Source organism: Streptomyces sp. NPDC021749 (assembly GCF_040640655.1).
Classification (GTDB): Bacteria; Actinomycetota; Actinomycetes; order Streptomycetales; family Streptomycetaceae; genus Streptomyces.
On record NZ_JBFACE010000048.1, the window covers coordinates 14,273 to 30,123 of the forward strand.

The window sequence follows — 15,851 nt, forward strand, 5'->3', positions numbered from 1 at the left end:
AGAACCGTTCCGCCCAACTGCCCTTCCTACGAACGGGGGACGGCCCCCGTCACCGATTCTGCGACCTCGGTGCCGACCGGTGCCAGAAGGAAGACGTTGGTGTCCACGCGGTGCATACCGCTGCCGAGTCCGAAGACGACACCACTGGAGAAGTCCAGAATGCGCTTGGCGACATCGGTGTCGGCGCTGCTGAGGTCCAGCAGGACCGGGATCTGTGCCATCAGGTACTCGGCGACCTCACGGGCATCCGCGAAGGTCTGAACGCGGATGACGATGAACCGCCGCTGCTCCTCGGCCGGTTCGTCCTCGGGGAGGGCGCGGTGGTCGGGCCAGGAGGGCCATTCGCTACTGCCGCGCAGCGGGACGACCTCGGCGAGCCCTTCCCACTGTTCGTCGGTGGCATCGGGGCCGTTCACCGAATCACCTCACCCAGAGGAGCAATGGCTGTCTGCGGTATCTGCATCGCGCAATTCTAGGGATAAACATACAAAGCTCGCCGGACACGACACACGCCGCGTCACGTCCCGTTCCATCCTGCACCATCGCCCCTGACCTGTGCTGACAACTGCGGCAGATATCCTGCGTCGAGATTCTGTGTGCCTGTTCATCCCCTCTTGCAACGGAGGTCGGTTCTGTCATGAGCTCTGAACCTCCCGGCCGTCGGCCGCGTGGCCTGCGTGGCCTGCGCAAAACCGTCAAGAAGCGGCCCGCCGGACCCCCGCACGCCGAGAACGCCGACGATGCCCGCCCCCAGGAACCACCCGCCGAGAACACCAGCAGCGTCATCACCGCCGCGCTGTATCGCGACGGACACCGCGTCAGCACACACGACACCCTCGCCGACGCCTTCCGGCAGCAGCGCGCCACTACGGACACCCTCGCCTGGATCGGACTGCACCGCCCGAGCCCCTCCGAACTCGTCACGCTGGCATCGGAGTTCGACCTCCATCCGCTCGCCGTCGAAGACGCCCTGGAGGCTCACCAGCGCCCCAAACTGGAGCGCTACGGCGGCACCCTGTTCGTCGTGCTGCGCGCCGCGCGCTACCTGGACGATGCCGAAGAGGTCGACTTCGGCGAGCTGCACCTCTTCGTCGGGCGGGACTTCGTCATCACCGTGCGGCACGGGGGCGCGCCGGACCTCACGGCCGTGCGCCGCCGTATGGAGGACGCTCCCGAGCTGCTCAAACGCGGGCCCGAAGCCGTGCTCTACGCGATCCTCGACGCGGTCGTCGACGGCTACGCCCCGGTCGTCGCCGGGGTGCAGACCGACATCGACGAGATCGAGACCGAGGTGTTCGGCGGGGACCCGCGCGTCTCCCGCCGTATTTACGAACTGTCCCGAGAGGTCGTGGAGTTCCAGCGGGCGACCCGTCCGCTGAACGGCATCCTGGAGAGCCTGACCGCGGGCTTCGAGAAGTACGCGATCGACGAGGAGCTGCGCCGCTACCTGCGGGACGTGGCGGACCACGCGCTGCACACCACGGAGCGGGTGGACGGCTTCCGGCAGGCCCTCCAGGACATCCTCACCGTCAACGCCACTCTGGTGAACCAGCAGCAGAACGCCGAGATGCGGGCCCTCGCCGAGGCCGGCTTCCAGCAGAACGAAGAGGTCAAGAAGATCTCGTCGTGGGCGGCGATCCTGTTCGCGCCGACGCTGGTCGGCACGATCTACGGCATGAATTTCCCCAGCATGCCGGAGCTGCACTGGCCGTTCGGTTACCCCTTCGCCATCGCGCTGATGGTGGTGGTGTGCGTGAGCCTGTACTTCATTTTCAAGCGGCGGGACTGGCTCTGAGACGTGCCGCGGCCGGCCCACCGTCAGCCGGGCCGGCCGCGGCCCGGCTGCGCGACGGGCGTTGTCAGTGGTGCCTCGTACGGTAGGAGCATGACTGAGCAGACATGGGCGGGGGTCCGCGAGCGGGTGCTGCGGCTGGGCTCGGCGCCGGGTGCGGAGCAGGTATTCGGTTACCACGGCCATGGCTTCGCGCTGGACGCCCCGCTCACGGCGGACGAACTGGCGGACCTTGAGCGCTGGTTGGGCGTCCGCCTGCCCGATGCCTATCGGGAGTTCCTGTGCCAGGTGGGCGCGGGCGGGGCGGGCCCGGCCTATGGCGTCTTCCCCGTGCGCAGGGCGGCGGGTGGCGGTTGGGAGTGGGTGGGCGACGGGGGCAATATGACGACCCCAGCCCGTGTGACCGAGCCGTTCCCCATAGCCGGACCCGACGCCGAACTGCTTGCGGTGTTGCAGGCGGAGCAGCCCGACGAGGCCGACTTCGAGAATGCGGAGGAGTACGAGGAGGCCGAAGAGGCCTGGTGGGATCGGTGGGAGACGCTGATGTGGTCCGAGGACCGCACCGTCGGGGCGATATGCCTGTGCCACATCGGGTGTGCCGAGCGCCGATGGCTGGTGGTGAGCGGACCGGAGCGGGGCCGGATATGGGCGGACGCCCGCTGCGACGGCGTCGACATGCAGCCCCTGCGGCTCGGCGCGGACGACGGCACGCCGGCGACGTTCCAGAGCTGGTATCTGGAGTGGCTGAAGCAGGCCGAGCGTACGGCAACGGACGTCGCGCGTACGTCGCGCGTACGGCTTGAGGGGGCAGCGGGGGACGGGGCTGCGCTAGCCGGGTGAGCACCGGCCGGTCGGCAGGGCGTGACCAGGGGCCACACGGTGGGCGTCCCGATGCCCGGCGCAGGAGGTCAGCCCCCACGGCCGGCGGGACACGGTGCGTGCTCAGGTGCCCGCGCAGGGCGCCGGCCCGGTTGACGGCGGCAGGCCGGACGCCGGCCCGTATGACGGGCGGACCAGGGGTTGCACGGTGGGGCGCCGGCGGGACGCCAAGCCGCCTGGCCGGCGGGCCTTGTGGCGAGGAGGTGGTCAGCGGGCCAGGCGGCCCAGGAGGGAGGAGGCAGCGGCGATACCGGCCACGGCGGCCGCGACGAGTACGCCGTAGTCCAGGGCGAGATGGGCGTGGGTGCCGAGGAGGAGGCCGCGGAGGGCATCGACCTGGTAACTCAAGGGATTGATCTTGCTGACGGTCTGGAGCCAGCCGGGCATGATCGCCACCGGATACAGCGCATTGGAGGCGAAGAAGAGCGGCATGGTGATGGCCTGGCCGATACCCATCAGGCGGTCGCGGGTGAGCACGATGCCGGCGATGGTCATCGACAGGCAGGAAAAGAAGGCCGACCCGAGCACCACCGCCACTCCCACACCGAGGAGCCGTAGCGGGTTCCAGGTCATGGCCACACCCAGCAGTGCGGCGATGACGATCACCACCACGGCCTGGATCAGCGCCTTCACCCCGGCGGCAAACGCCTTGCCGGCGATCAGAGCGGCGCGGGGAGTGGGCGTGACCAGCAGCTTGGTGAGGATGCCGGCGTCCCGCTCCCAGATGATCATGATGCCGTAGAAGATCGCGATGAACATGGCGGACTGGGCGATGATGCCGGGCGCCAGATAGTCGATGTAGGGGGTGCCGCCGGTGGGGATGGCCTTGATCCGGGTGAAGGTCTCCCCGAAGACGAGGAGCCAGAGGGCGGGCTGGACGGCGCGGGTGTACAGCTCGGTCCGGTCGTGCCGCAGCTTCTGCAGTTCGACCACGCACATCGCGACGACCCGGGCGGGCAGCACCCGCCATCCGGTACGTGCGCGCGGCGGGGCCAGCAGCAGGTCCAGCTCTCCGGCGCCGTGACGGGCGTCAGCCGACGCGGTGTGCGGTGCGGCGGGTGCTTCGGACATCGCGGAAGTCTCCTGACTGCTCGTCGAGGCCGCTGCCGGCGACGTCCCGGAAGACGTCCTCCAGTGTCGGCGCGGCATCGGACGAGCGCGACGGGGCCGCTGAGGAAGGCGAGGAGGAGGAGAACGGTGAAGCGGAGAACGGTGAAGCGGAGAGCGGTGATGCGGAGAGGTGGGGGTGTGACGTGGAGACCGGGGACGGGTGGGCCGAGGCGACCGCGGGGGCCGGGGCGTGGGCCGTCCGGCGGCGGGCGCGGAGGGCGGCCTTGAGGTCGTCCGGTGTGCCGAGGGCGCGGATCCGGCCGTGATGCATCAGGGCCACGCGGTCGCAGTACTGATCGGCCTCGTCCATGTAGTGGGTGGTCACGAGAACGGTCATGCCGGTGGCGTTCCGTACCGCGTTGATGTGGTCCCAGACGCTGGTGCGGGCGATCGGGTCGAGGCCGATCGTGGGTTCGTCGAGCATCAGCAGACGGGGCGCGCTGACCAGTGCCTGGGCGAGTTCGAGGCGGCGGATCATGCCGCCCGAGTACGTCTTGGCGAGGCGGCCGGCCGCGTCGGTGAGGCCGACCGCCGCCAGCGCCTGGTCGACACGTGCAGTGCGTTCGCGGCGGGAGACGTCGAAGACCCGGGCGAACAGGGTGACGTTCTCGCGGCCGGTCAGGCCGGCGTCGGCGGACAGCTGCTGGGGGACGTACCCGAGCAGCCTGCGGACCGCCATCCGTTCCCTGGCCGCGTCGTGCCCGAATACCCGCACCATGCCGGCCGGGACGGGCAGGAGGGTGGTGATGCAGCGGATCGCGGTGGTCTTCCCTGCACCGTTCGGACCGAGCAGGCCGAAGACCTCGCCGGCACGTACGGAGAGGTCGACGCCGTCCACGGCCCGGGTCTCGCCGAAGGCGTAGCGCAGGCCGCGGCACAGCACGGCGTCGGAGGTTTCCGGGCCGGGTGCGGGGCCGGGTGTGGGCCCAGGTACGGGGCTTGGTGCGGGGCCGGGTGTGGGCCCAGGTACGGGTCCTGGTGCGGGGCCTGGTGCGCCGGCGTGCGGTAGGCCGCCGAGGGTGTCGTCGTCGATCTCTTCGCCGTTCTCCTCTTCGTCGTCGATCTCTTCGCCGATCTCCTCGGGGTCCCTCCCAGGGAGCTGGGGATTCTTGTCGGGGAGCTCGGGGTTCTTCTCGGGGCGCCCGGGGATCTTCTCGGGGAGCTCGTCCGGGGTCATCAGCCCTCCGCCTCCTCGTGCAGGTTGTGGGCGAGTCTGCGCAGTGCCGGGAGGGCCGCGACCAAGGCGGCCTGGTCGGCCTCGGAGAGCCGTGCCACCTGTTCACGTACGAGGGCGCTGCGGCGGACCTCCCAGTCGCGTAGCCGCGCGCAGGCGGCCGGGGTGGGGAACAGCAGGGCCGAGCGGCGGTCGTCCGGCGCGGTCTCGCGGCGTAGGTAGCCGGTCCGGCTGAGCCGGTTGACGAGGGTGGAGACCGAGTTGCCGGCGAGGTAGAGCTCCTTCGCGGCGGCCGAGACGCGGATGCCGGGGCGGGCCACGACCAGACGCAGGAGTTCCACCTCGGCGCCGCGCAGCGGGGGCGAGGTGAGGCCGGCCCGCAGGCGGCGCCGGATCAGCCGTTGGACACCGGCCAGCACGTCGGCGAGCGAATCGGGGAACTCCCCCATCGCTGCCATGCCCCAATTTTAGCTCTGAGTGCGAGCTAGCGGGGGTGCCGCGCCTGGCTAGGGCTGCCGCGCGCACCCCGGTGAGAACATCCCGCTGCCTCGGTGAGAGCCTCTTCCGCGCCGCGGGCAGCCCCGGGCGCGGGGTCGGCCAGCAGCCGTTTCGAGCCTGCCATGATCGTTCAGCCTGCCGGTGGGCCGTTCAACCTGCCGGGGCCATTCATCTGCCGGTGGCCGTTCAATCGGCCTCAGAGGGCCGGATCGTTCGTCACATGCCCGAACTCGACCGGGCTGGACAAGCCGGACCCAGGACAGGCCGGTCCTGCGTACGGCGGGCGAAGGGCGGGCGAAGGCGAAGGCGAAGCCGGGGCGAAGGCGAAGCCGGGGCGAAGGCGAAGCCGGGGGCGAGGACGATGTAGGGCCCGTTTTGCTCGACGTTACGGATCGTCCCGGCCGTGTACGCGTCGGTCATGGCCCGCGTCTCCAGCAGCAATCCGCCGGCCGTCCGGATCGCCTCCTGCCGCTGTGCCCCTGGACGTCCAAGGGCAACGCGGCAAGGGGGAGAAGATCACTCAGCACTGCTGTGGCAGCGGACTCTGCCTACGCGCAGGTCGGCGGCGCACGGGGGCGGAAGCGGAAATCCCACTGAGCGACGAAGTTATCCACAGCCTCGACGAGCAGCCTTGACAGCCAACTGCGCTCGGAGAAGCCTTAGTTCTGGATCGGACGCATTCGGCAGTTGCCGGAATTTCGGTGATCCAGGGGCAATTCAGGGGGTGATTCAGGGGGCCCAGGGGGCTTGAGGGACTCGTGGGGCTTGCGGGAAAGCAGACGGAAGCAGGGGCTCCGAGGGCTCTGGGACAACATAGCTGGGGACTGAGGCATATCGAGGTGGCAACGGATATAGCCAAAAAGTTCCGTCCAATCCGCAGAATGCCAAAGGGACTCCAACGGCGCGAGGAGCATGACAGATCTGGCGGATCCGATGGATCTGACCGCACTCAAGGTCTGAGGGGTCTGAGAAGGCCGAGAAACGTGATGGGCCTGCGGGTGCCGCGGATTGCCATCAGGTAGTGAGCATTACGGCCGTACAGCTATACCGAGATGCAGAGGGACGCAAGAGGAATCGGGGGCCCGGGGCACCGGGAAACCGGGGGAATCAGGGGGAATAGGGGGGATCATGATCAGTTACATGTGGGTGCGGCGTACACCGCCTCAGCAAGGCAGGACGGGGGCGCGGGTGCGACTGCGCCGGGGAGTCGTTTTCGGAGCGACGGTGCTCGCTCTCTCGCTCCCGCTGGCCGCGTGTTCGTCGAGTGGGGGAAGCGAGGCCGGTGGATCGAGCGGGGTGAGTGCGTCCGGTGGTTCATCGACGGCCGATGCGGCGCCGTCGCCCAGCTCCTCCCCCACTCCGACGGTCGACCCGGAGTCCTACCGTCACGCCCTCACCAACGCCCTGGGGCCGCTCAACAGCGCCCTGCACGCGGTGGATCAGGCAGAGGAAGGAGGATCACTGACCCGAGCGCTGGATTCGGCGGCCAGCAGGGCCGAGGCGGCCGCGGACGCCCTCGTGACCGCCCGGACGCCGGAGAACGCCACTTCCGGTAACAGCCAACTCGCCACTTCACTGCGCGCATTGAGTCAGGACCTAAGGAGCGCACGCGGAAGTGGAGGTCGGTGTGCCGACTCGCCCCGCGTGACACTCGGTACGGCGGAGAGCCCGAAGAGCGTGAGAGAAGCCAGCCACGCGCTCACCAGCCTGGGATATGACGCCACGCTGCGGTTGCCTCGTACGGAAAAGGCACAGCACCGGCGGCTGGCCAACGGTGCGCTGATACGCGACAGCAGCCGGGGCGGGCTGGGCCGGCTGACGATCAAAAACGGTACGAGTAGTGATGCAGTGGTGACGTTGACCCGGGGCACACGGACGGCCTTCTCCGTCTACATACGCAAGGGATCCAACACCACCATACGTAGCGTCAACAGCGGCTCGTACACGGTGTACTTCACCACCGGTGAGGACTGGAACAGCCGGAGGAGCTCTTTCACTCGGGAATGCAGTTTCGAGAAGTTCGACGACAAGGCGAATTTCCGGACCGTCCAGGTTTCCGGTGGGACGCAGTACACAGTGCTGACGTTCACCTTGAACAAGGTGATCGGCGGCAATGCGACCACGAGTGAGGTGCCACCGGGCGAGTTCCCGTCGTAAGGGTTCGTTCGTTTGGCCCGTTGGCTGGGTCACGTTCGGTTGGCGGGCCGGCGGCGTGGTGATCAGGCGCGGGTCTGGTTACCAAGTGCCTGGTTATCACGCGTTGGCGCGGTGACCAGGTGCGGGACGGGATGGGGGTGTTGGGCAGGCAATGGGCTGCGACAGCGGCTGGGTATTGTGCGCCGGGTGGGCGACAGCAGCTTGTGGACTCTGGCAATCGCAGCAGTAACTGGTGGCACGGCGGTGCTGGCCAGTTGGGTCACCAGCCGTGGCAGCGCGCAGGCGGCGCGGATCCAGGCGGAGATCGCCGCACGCTCGCAACGCGCCGAGCGGCTGCGTGAGAGCCGGCGCACCGCGTATCTGGAGCTGATCGAACAGACCCATCGCATGGGCGAGTTGTACTGGGAGATCTCGGCGGCGCTGCGGCTGCCCGGTTCCGATGACCGGACGGCGACGCTGACTGAGCTGCATGACAGGGAGGTGGCCGAGTACGCCAAGATCCGACGCTGTGCGCGTGTCGTTGAGCTGGAGGGCCCGCCGTCCGCCGCTGCCGCGGCGCTGGCGCTCCAGAAGGCGACCGGCCCGTTCTACGCGGCCGTCCAGCAGGAGCTGGCCGACGACGGCGACGGCCGTGACCCGTTCGATGCCGCCTACAGCCCGTTCTGGGCAGCCCTGGCGAACTTCGTGGACGTGGCCCGCGACGCGCACCAGAGGACGGAGGCTTGGGGAGGGGACTCTTAGGCGGCCTGGCGTGGCTCGGTGGTGCTCGGTGGGCCGGCGGGTCGGTGGGTCGGTGGGAGGGTGGGAGGGTGGTGCGGGGTGGAGGGGAGGGTGGGGCCGGGGGCCCGCCCCGGTGGGCATCGCAGGCCCTCTTGCCCCGCCAGGAAGGGGAGGCCGGTCGTCCCGTTGCGCCCCCTCGTCCCGTCGCAGGCCCCCCTCGCCCGCCACGCAGGACCGCTGTACCTGTGCGATGAGCTCGCCGCGCTGGCCCGCGGGAGCCGTCAAGTCGATTCCGTAGAGCCCAACACCTTGCCCGTAGCGCCCGCAGCGTCCGTAGCGCCCATCAACCCACCCCATAGAGTCCGCTGCTTCGCCCCTGAGAACTGCCAGCCAGAGCCATAAGGCGCAGACACCGTGCTGCCCGTGGTGCTCGCCATCCCGCCGTATGGGTCCGTCCTCGCGTCCCTGGGCCCGCCGCCCGCTGCGTAGGGCTCGACGGCCTGCCGTTGGCCCCCGTCATCCCCCGGCGGAGCCCCCCCACACCGCGGAGCCCCCCACCCCGCGGAGCGCCCCACGCAGCGGAGGCCGCCCCCGCCCTGGAGCCCGGGCTCTCACCCCCGTGGCCCGTCATGCACCCGGTCGGGTCGCCTCTCACCCCATGGGTGCGGCTGCTCTCACCCCATGGGTGCGGCTGCTCTCACCCCATGGAGGCAGCTCTCTCACCCCATGGGGGCGGCTGCGGTCGATGGGGCGGGTTGTTACCAGATCGGGCGGAGGGGTGGGAGGGGGTCGTGGGGGTGCAAGGCGCGGATGAGGTGGGACAGTTCGGTGCGTAGGGGGGCGAGGTCTTGGTGGTCGGTGGTTCGGGCGGCTTCGGCTTCCAGTTCGTGGAGGATGCGGCCGGCCACCGCCAGGTGCTGGTGTGCCGCGTCGGTGAGGACAACCAGTTTGCGTCGGCCGCCGGCCGGGTGGGGTTGCCGGCGTACGTAGCCGCGCTTTTCCAGGTCGTCGACGATCTGACCGGCGGCCTGCTTGGTGACGCCCAGACGTTCGGCGAGTTCGCTGCTGGTGGCGCCCTGGCCGCGGAGGACTTGGAAAGCCATGCCGTGGACGGGGCGGAGGTCTGGATAGCCGGCCTCGGCCACTCGGCCGGTGAATTCGCCGAGGAGAAGCTGAAAGGCCATACCGAGGAGGAAGGTCAGCTCGATGTTGGGGAGTTGGTCGATGGGGGATGCGGCGTCGTTGCCGTCGTGAGGGCGGGTGGCGGGGTGGGCGGGTTCGTGGTTGCGGGGCACGGAGTCATGGTGACACAGATGAGTCAAGCTGCTTTACTTACCCCTCTAAGGCGCGAGTAAAGCGGCTTTACTTGCTTGCCGTCTCTGTGAGCTGTTGTCTCCTTTGAAGGGATGCCCTATGGACGTGAACCTGATCGCGCGTGTGATTACACCGTCGGCCGAGGACGTCACCGCCACCCCCGCCGCTGTCATGACCGGGCTTGCCGCGCCGAGCCGGGGCAGTGCAGAACTGAGTACCTGGCAGGTGCGGATGGAGCCCGGGAGCGCCGGGCCGGAGCATGTGATCGACCGGGAGCAGGTGTGGATGCTGACCGCCGGATCGATCGAGGTGACGGCCGGTGGGCGCACGGAGACGGTGGCCACGGGGCAGACCGTGGTGGTACCCGCCGGCGTGGTACGGCAGTTCCGTACGGGCGAGGAGCCGGCCGAGGCGCTGGTGGCCATGTCCGCCTCGGGCCGCGCCACCGTGCCGGGAGGTGGGGAGAGCCGGGCGTTGCCGTGGGCGGAGTGATTAGGGGGTGATCGGGGGTGATGAGGGGGTGATCAAGGGGTGGCTAGATCGGTGATCTGGGCGGTGATCTGGGGTGGCAGACGGTGGGACATGGCCCAAGCACTCGCACGCACGCCCACGCCCACGCCCACGCACGCCCCACGGCACCCCCACGGCCCCCTGCCCCACCGCACCCCCATGGCCCCCTGCCCCATGGCCCCCGGCCCCCGGCCCCCGGCCCCCGGCCCCCGGCCCCCGGCCCCCTACGGCATCCACCCCTACCGCATCCCCTGCGGTGCGAGCGCCAGGATTGCCACGTCGTCGTGGAAGACCCGGGTGTGGCGGGGCAGGTCGGTGTTGAGGAAGTCGACGACGTCGGCGGGGCCGGGGGCGGGGCGGCCGGTGAAGTGGTGGCGGAGCCGGTCGAGGAGGGGGTAGAAGGCGCCGTCGTGGTCGCGGGCCTCGATCAGGCCGTCGGTGCAGAGGAGCAGGACGTCGCCGGGGACGAAGCGGTGGGTGTAGGCGGTGGGCGTCACGTCGGCGAGGGCACCCAGGCCGAGGGGGAGGGCGGGAGGTCCGAGGAGGGGGGACACCTCGCCGTCGGAGATCAGCACCGGTTCGATGTGGCCGTGGTTGACGATCGTGACCTCGCCGGCTGCCGCGTCGTACTCGACCAGGACGGCGGTGACGAAGAGTTCGTCATCGCGGAGTTCGGCGGCCTCGCGGACCAGTCGGCGTTCCATCCTGGCCGCGACGCCGAGCAGGTCCCCCTGGTCGTAGGCGGCCTCGCGGAAGCTGCCGAGGATGTCGGCGACGGTGCGGACGGCCCGCAGGCCCTTGCCGCGGACGTCGCCGATGATGGCGCGTTCGCGGGTCTCGGTGGCGCGGATGTCGTAGAGGTCTCCGCCGACCATGGTGCCGACCTCGCCGGAGCGGTAGAGGCCGGCCGCGAGGACGTGCCCGACCTGGTGCGGGACCGGCCGGAGCAGGGTGCGCATCAGGGCCTCGGCCACCGAGTGGGCGCGGACCAGGTACCGCTCCTGGCGCCGGCGGTGGGCGGCCAGCGCGACGCCGAGGATGCCGACGAGGGCGGTGGCGATGTAGGCGGCGACGTAGTGGTTCTCCCAGAGTTGGTGGATGTTGTGGCCGGTGCAGCAGGGGGTGCCGGCGATCACGCCTTCCAGTGCGAGGGTGAAGGCGGTGACCGCGGCGACGCTGACGGGGCCGAGGGTGTAGGCGGCGACCACGGGGAGGGCGATGAGCAGGAAGCTGACCGCCCATTCGGTGGGGGTGACGGTTTCCAGCAGGAGGACCATCGCGACGTAGGCGACCGGTAGCCAGCGCATCCAGGCCGGCGGGCGGGGGACCTCGAAGCCGCTGTTCTCCGCGACCGCCGCGCGCCGGGGCGCCGGGTGGCCGCGGCCCGGCCGGCGGTCGCCGCGGTTCCGTTCCATGACCGGGCGGGGCGACCCGTCCGTCCCCGAACCGTCCATCCCCGACCTGTCCACCACGGGCTCCTGACACGACCGTGAGCACGGTCCGTCGACCGTGCTCAAGGCCCTTCAGCGTCGCGCGCCCGAACGGCTCCGCCCGGCCATTACGCCACCTGCGGCATGTCACGCACCGCCGCCACACGCACCGTCACGCGCAGCCGTCACACACCGCCATCACGCACCGCCGTCATCAGCCGTCACACACCGCCGTCACACACCGCCGCCACACACCGCCGTCACCCACCGCCGCCACACGCAGCCGTCACCCACCGCCATCGCACGCAGCCGTCACACGCAGCTCAGGGCAGTTCGATCGGCAGTTCCAGGCCTGCGAGCGTGGCCGGGCAGGCGCAGGTGCGTTCCTTGGGGAGGCGGTCGAGGGTTTCCAGGATGAGGCCGCGCAGCCGCTCGGTGTTCTGGGCGAAGACCTTGAAGACCTCTTCCTGGGAGACGCTCTGGTGGGCGTCGATGCCCGCGTCGTGGTCGGTGACCAGGGCCACGGCGGTGTAGCAGAGGGCGAGTTCGCGGGCGAGGACCGCTTCGGGGTGGCCGGTCATGTTGACCAGGGACCAGCCGGCCGCGGCGTACCACTGGGATTCGGCGCGGGTGGAGAAGCGGGGTCCCTGGATGACGACCATGGTGCCGCCGTCGGTGGCCTCGGTGCCGGTGGCGGCGGCCGCCTCCAGGGCCGCCTCCCGGCCGTGCGCGCAGTAGGGGTCGGAGAACGAGACGTGGACCGCGCCCCGCTCGTAGTAGGTCTGGGCGCGGCCGCTCGTACGGTCCACGAGCTGGTCGGGGACGACGACGGCGCCGGGGCCCAGTTCGGGGCGGAGCGAGCCGACCGCGCAGGGGGCGAGGATCTGGCGGACGCCCAGGGAGCGCAGCGCCCACAGGTTGGCGCGGTAGTTGATGCGGTGCGGGGGTACCGCGTGGCCGCGGCCGTGGCGGGGCAGGAAGGCGACGCGGCGGCCGCCGATCTCGCTGAGGGTGATCGCGTCGGACGGTGCGCCGTAGGGGGTGTCGACGGTGATCCGTTCGGCGTCGGCGAGGAGTTCGTAGAAGCCGCTGCCGCCGATGACGGCGAGTTCGGCGGCGGGGGTGGCGGGGCCGGTCGGGGGGCCGGCGGGGGTGACGGTGGTGGTCATGTGTCCTGTTTCGGTGGTGGGCCGGGAGGTGGCTCAAGCGACCGCGGGCGGGAGGTGCAGCCCGGTCAGGTCGCCGTGGACGGGGTGGCCCTCGACGGACCGGCCGCGGGGGTCGTCCGGGCGGCGGACCGCCGCGGTCTGCCAGCCGGCCGCGGCCGCGGCGTCCAGTTCCTCGCGGACGTCGCTGAGGAAGAGGGTCTGCCCGGGCGGTACGGCCAAGGTGCGGCTGATGGTGCGGTAGGAGTCCGGTTCCCGTTTGGGTCCGGCGGTGGTCAGGTCGAAGTATCCGTCGATCAGGCCGGTCAGGTCGCCGTGGTTGCTGTGCGCGAACCAGTTGCGCTGGGCGGGCACCGATCCGGAGGAGTAGATGTGGCGGGCGATGCCGGCCGTCCGCCAGCGGGTGAGCGCGTCGGGGACGTCGTCGTAGACGTGGCCGTGCAGGGTGCCGTCGGCGTAGCCGGCCGCCCAGATCTCGCCCTGGAGGGCCTTGAGCGGGGCGGCCTTGACGTCGGCGTCGGCCCAGGCGTGCAGGGCTTCGGCCGCGCCCGCCTCGTCGAGGTCGGGGGTGCCGGTCCCGGTGCGGACGCCGTCGAGGATCTCGGTCCAGCGGGGCTCGCCGCGGTGGGCGGCGAGCCAGCCGGTGATCCGCTTGCGGGCGTAGGGGAAGAGCACGGTGTGGACGTGGTCGGCCGAGCCGGTGGTGCCCTCGATGTCGAGGACGACGGCGCTGACGGGGGCGGTGGCCGGGGCGCGGGGCGGGGTGTCGGGGGCGGGCCGGTCGGTCACGGGGCCGCCGGTTCGGGCGTGCCGACGAGGGCGTCGAGGGTGGGGAAGGAGCGGGCGAGCGGGTCGCCGGTGAAGTCGCCGACCCAGCCGTCCTCCTCCTCGAAGAAGCGGAGGGCGGTGAAGTCGGGGCGGGTGCCCATGTCGAACCAGTGGCGGGTGCCGGCCGGTACGGAGAGCAGGTCGCCCGCTTCGCAGACGGTGGCGAAGACCTTGTCGTCGAGGTGGAGGTAGAAGCAGCCCCGGCCGTGTGCGAAGAAGCGGACCTCGTTCTCGGCGTGGCGGTGTTCCTCCAGGAAGGTGGTGCGGGCCTTCGCGGCCCGCTCGGCCCAGGCGGGGTCGTCGCTGGGGTGCAGCCGTGCCACGTCGACCACGCGGAAGCCCTCGCGGGCGCTGAGTTCGTCGACCTCCGCGCGGTAGCGCCCCAGGATCTCGTCGCTGTCGTCCTGGGGCGTGACCGGGCCGCGGAGGGGCCAGTGGCGCAGTTCGACGCCGTGGTCGGTGAGGGTCCCGGCGATCGCCGCGGTGTCGGTGGTGCGCAGCAGCACGGTGTCCGGTGCGTCGTCCGGCATCAGCTGAAGGAGTGTCATACGGGGTTTCCTTCCGGTGTCGGGGCGGGCCGGGCCGGCCAGTTGCCGTCGTCGAGCAGGACGAGCCGGCAGATCGCCTCCAGGCACTCCAGCCGGTTGCGCGCCTGGGCCAGGTCGCGGCCCCAGACGGTGATGCCGTGGTCGGCGATGAGCAGCGCGGGCGGTGCCTCCGGCCGGCCCTGGAGGTGGTCCGCCACCTCGGTGGCTATCCTCCCGACCTCCGCGTGGTTGGGGAAGACGGGCACGTCGGTGGCCGACGGGTCGGCGAGGCCGAGGCCCTTGAGGAGTTCGAAGGCGCGGAGCGGGAGGAGGGACGGGCCCGGGCCGGTGCCGGCAGCGGCCGTCTCGCGGGCCCAGCGGCCAGCCACCGCGGTGGCGTAGGGGGCGTGCACGTGGATCACGGCCCGGGCGTCGGTGCTGCGGTAGACCGCCGCGTGGACGGCGGTTTCTGCGGACGGCCGGGGGCCGTCGGAGGCGAGCGGGTCGGCGGTCTCGGCGTGCACGGCGACCAGGTCACGGGCCGTCAGTTCGCCCTTGTCCCGGCCGCTGGCGGTGATCAGCGCGGTCTTGGGGTCGGTGGCGGAGCGGACCGAGATGTTGCCGGAGGTGCCGGGCATCCAGTCCCGTGCGTACAGGGCCTGGGACAGGGCGGCGACCTCGGCGGCGAGCTGCCCGTCGTCGGGGAGGTCGGTGCCGGGAGGGGGCGCGGATGTCTCGCGGGGGCGCTGTACCCGGCTCTCGGAGACGATCGCGGTGATCAGCTCGCCCGGGGTGACGTCGAAGGCCGGGTTGAAGGCGGCGGTGCCGGCCGGCGCCACGGGGGTGCCGGCGAACTCGACGACCTCGGCGGCGGCGCGTTCCTCGATGGTGATGCCGGCGCCGGTGGGCAGTGCGGGGTCGCGGGTGGATTCGGGGGCGATGACGAGGAAGGGCACCTGGCTGCGGTCGGCGGCGACCGCGAGGCCGTAGGTCCCTATCTTGTTGGCGACGTCGCCGTTGACGGCTATCCGGTCGGCGCCTACCAGGACGCAGTCGACCAGTCCGGCGGCGATCGCGGCGGGGGCCGCGGAGTCGACGCACACCCGGTGCGGCACGCCCGCCTCGCGCAGTTCCCAGGCGGTGAGCCGGGCGCCCTGGAGGAGGGGGCGGGTCTCGTCGACGAGGACGTCGGCGACCCGGCCGCGGGCGGCGAGTTCGAGGATCACGCCGAGGGCGGTGCCGACCGCGGTGGTGGCCAGCCGACCGGTGTTGCAGTGGGTGAGCAGCCGCAGCGGGCGGTCCGGGAGCAGGTCGTCGAGGAGGTCCGCGGCGCGGCGCACCATCGCGCCGTTCACCTCGGCGTCCTCCCGCAGCATGGTCAGGCCCTCGTCGAGGACGGCCTGGTGGCCCTCGCCGAGCCGGGCCAGGACCCGGTGGACGGCCCATTCGAGGTTGACGGCGGTGGGGCGGGCGGCCGCCAGGCGGCGGGCGTCGGCGCGTACCGCCGGTTCGTCCAGGCTGCCGTCGGGGCGGCGGTGCCGCTGGGTGGAGAGGGCCACGCCGAGGGCGCCGGCCAGGCCGATGGCCGGGGCGCCGCGGACGGCGAGGGTGGTGATGGCCTCGATGGTCTCGTCGACGGTGCGCAGCCGTAGGTGGCGGTGGGTGTGCGGCAGGACGCGCTGGTCGATGGTGACGAGGGTGCCGTCTTCCCAGTAGAGGGAGGGCTGGTAGGTGTTCACGGGCCTG

Annotated in this window: 15 protein-coding genes; 5 read left to right on the forward strand and 10 right to left on the reverse strand. The window is 71.2% G+C overall.

The annotated features are described in order from the left end of the window. Nucleotides 1-26: 26 nt before the first annotated feature. Nucleotides 27-416 (reverse strand): cell division protein SepF, encoded by a 390-nt coding sequence (locus AB0G35_RS32255; protein WP_360956795.1) that lies wholly within the window; start codon nt 414-416, stop codon nt 27-29. A 221-nt stretch (nt 417-637) separates the two neighbouring features. On the opposite strand from AB0G35_RS32255, the gene AB0G35_RS32260 reads away from it, so the two are divergent. Then, nucleotides 638-1,795, forward strand: coding sequence for a magnesium and cobalt transport protein CorA (locus AB0G35_RS32260; protein ID WP_360956797.1), 1,158 nt, complete (start codon nt 638-640; stop codon nt 1,793-1,795). A 90-nt stretch (nt 1,796-1,885) separates the two neighbouring features. Continuing rightward, on the forward strand, nt 1,886-2,632 hold the full coding sequence (locus tag AB0G35_RS32265) for an SMI1/KNR4 family protein (protein WP_360956799.1): 747 nt from the start codon (nt 1,886-1,888) through the stop codon (nt 2,630-2,632). A 246-nt stretch (nt 2,633-2,878) separates the two neighbouring features. On the opposite strand, the gene AB0G35_RS32270 is transcribed toward AB0G35_RS32265, so the two are convergent. The 3 genes from AB0G35_RS32270 to AB0G35_RS32280 form a co-directional block, all read right to left on the reverse strand. Then, nucleotides 2,879-3,742 carry an ABC transporter permease gene (locus tag AB0G35_RS32270; RefSeq protein WP_360956801.1) on the reverse strand — a complete coding sequence of 288 codons (864 nt, stop codon included), beginning with the start codon at nt 3,740-3,742 and terminating at the stop codon, nt 2,879-2,881. Next, nucleotides 3,702-4,664 (reverse strand): ATP-binding cassette domain-containing protein, encoded by a 963-nt coding sequence (locus AB0G35_RS32275; RefSeq protein ID WP_360956851.1) that lies wholly within the window; start codon nt 4,662-4,664, stop codon nt 3,702-3,704. The genes AB0G35_RS32270 and AB0G35_RS32275 overlap by 41 nt, the downstream gene beginning before the upstream one ends. Nucleotides 4,665-4,957: 293 nt before the next feature. Next, nucleotides 4,958-5,413, reverse strand: a complete 456-nt coding sequence (locus AB0G35_RS32280; protein WP_360956803.1) for a MarR family transcriptional regulator — start codon at nt 5,411-5,413, stop codon at nt 4,958-4,960. Nucleotides 5,414-6,749: 1,336 nt separating this feature from the next. On the opposite strand from AB0G35_RS32280, the gene AB0G35_RS32285 reads away from it, so the two are divergent. Together AB0G35_RS32285 and AB0G35_RS32290 are read left to right on the forward strand one after the other, a co-directional pair. Further along, nucleotides 6,750-7,610 carry a hypothetical protein gene (locus AB0G35_RS32285; RefSeq protein WP_360956805.1) on the forward strand — a complete coding sequence of 287 codons (861 nt, stop codon included), beginning with the start codon at nt 6,750-6,752 and terminating at the stop codon, nt 7,608-7,610. Between the two features lie 186 nt (nt 7,611-7,796). Continuing rightward, nucleotides 7,797-8,351 (forward strand): hypothetical protein, encoded by a 555-nt coding sequence (locus AB0G35_RS32290; RefSeq protein WP_360956807.1) that lies wholly within the window; start codon nt 7,797-7,799, stop codon nt 8,349-8,351. A 737-nt stretch (nt 8,352-9,088) separates the two neighbouring features. Here the strand turns inward: AB0G35_RS32290 and AB0G35_RS32295 are convergent. Beyond that, nucleotides 9,089-9,514, reverse strand: coding sequence for a MarR family transcriptional regulator (locus AB0G35_RS32295; protein WP_360956853.1), 426 nt, complete (start codon nt 9,512-9,514; stop codon nt 9,089-9,091). A gap of 229 nt (nt 9,515-9,743) precedes the next feature. Between AB0G35_RS32295 and AB0G35_RS32300 the strand changes: the two genes are divergently transcribed. After that, entirely contained in the window at nt 9,744-10,136 is a 393-nt protein-coding gene (locus AB0G35_RS32300) for a cupin domain-containing protein (RefSeq protein WP_360956809.1), read from the forward strand. A gap of 257 nt (nt 10,137-10,393) precedes the next feature. Here AB0G35_RS32300 and AB0G35_RS32305 read toward each other — a convergent pair whose 3' ends face one another. From AB0G35_RS32305 to mtnA, 5 genes are all read right to left on the reverse strand, one after another. Beyond that, entirely contained in the window at nt 10,394-11,623 is a 1,230-nt protein-coding gene (locus AB0G35_RS32305) for a PP2C family protein-serine/threonine phosphatase (RefSeq protein WP_360956811.1), read from the reverse strand. Between the two features lie 284 nt (nt 11,624-11,907). Next, nucleotides 11,908-12,753 (reverse strand): S-methyl-5'-thioadenosine phosphorylase, encoded by an 846-nt coding sequence (locus AB0G35_RS32310; RefSeq protein WP_360956813.1) that lies wholly within the window; start codon nt 12,751-12,753, stop codon nt 11,908-11,910. Nucleotides 12,754-12,786: 33 nt separating this feature from the next. Then, on the reverse strand, nt 12,787-13,539 hold the full coding sequence (gene mtnC / locus AB0G35_RS32315) for an acireductone synthase (protein WP_360956815.1): 753 nt from the start codon (nt 13,537-13,539) through the stop codon (nt 12,787-12,789). Beyond that, the gene (locus AB0G35_RS32320; RefSeq protein ID WP_360956817.1) at nt 13,536-14,126 is read right to left on the reverse strand and encodes a cupin; all 591 of its coding nucleotides are present in this window, start codon (nt 14,124-14,126) and stop codon (nt 13,536-13,538) included. Before AB0G35_RS32320 ends, mtnC begins: the two co-directional genes overlap by 4 nt. After that, nucleotides 14,123-15,844, reverse strand: a complete 1,722-nt coding sequence (gene mtnA / locus AB0G35_RS32325) for an S-methyl-5-thioribose-1-phosphate isomerase (protein ID WP_360956819.1) — start codon at nt 15,842-15,844, stop codon at nt 14,123-14,125. The genes AB0G35_RS32320 and mtnA overlap by 4 nt, the downstream gene beginning before the upstream one ends. Nucleotides 15,845-15,851: the final 7 nt, after the last annotated feature.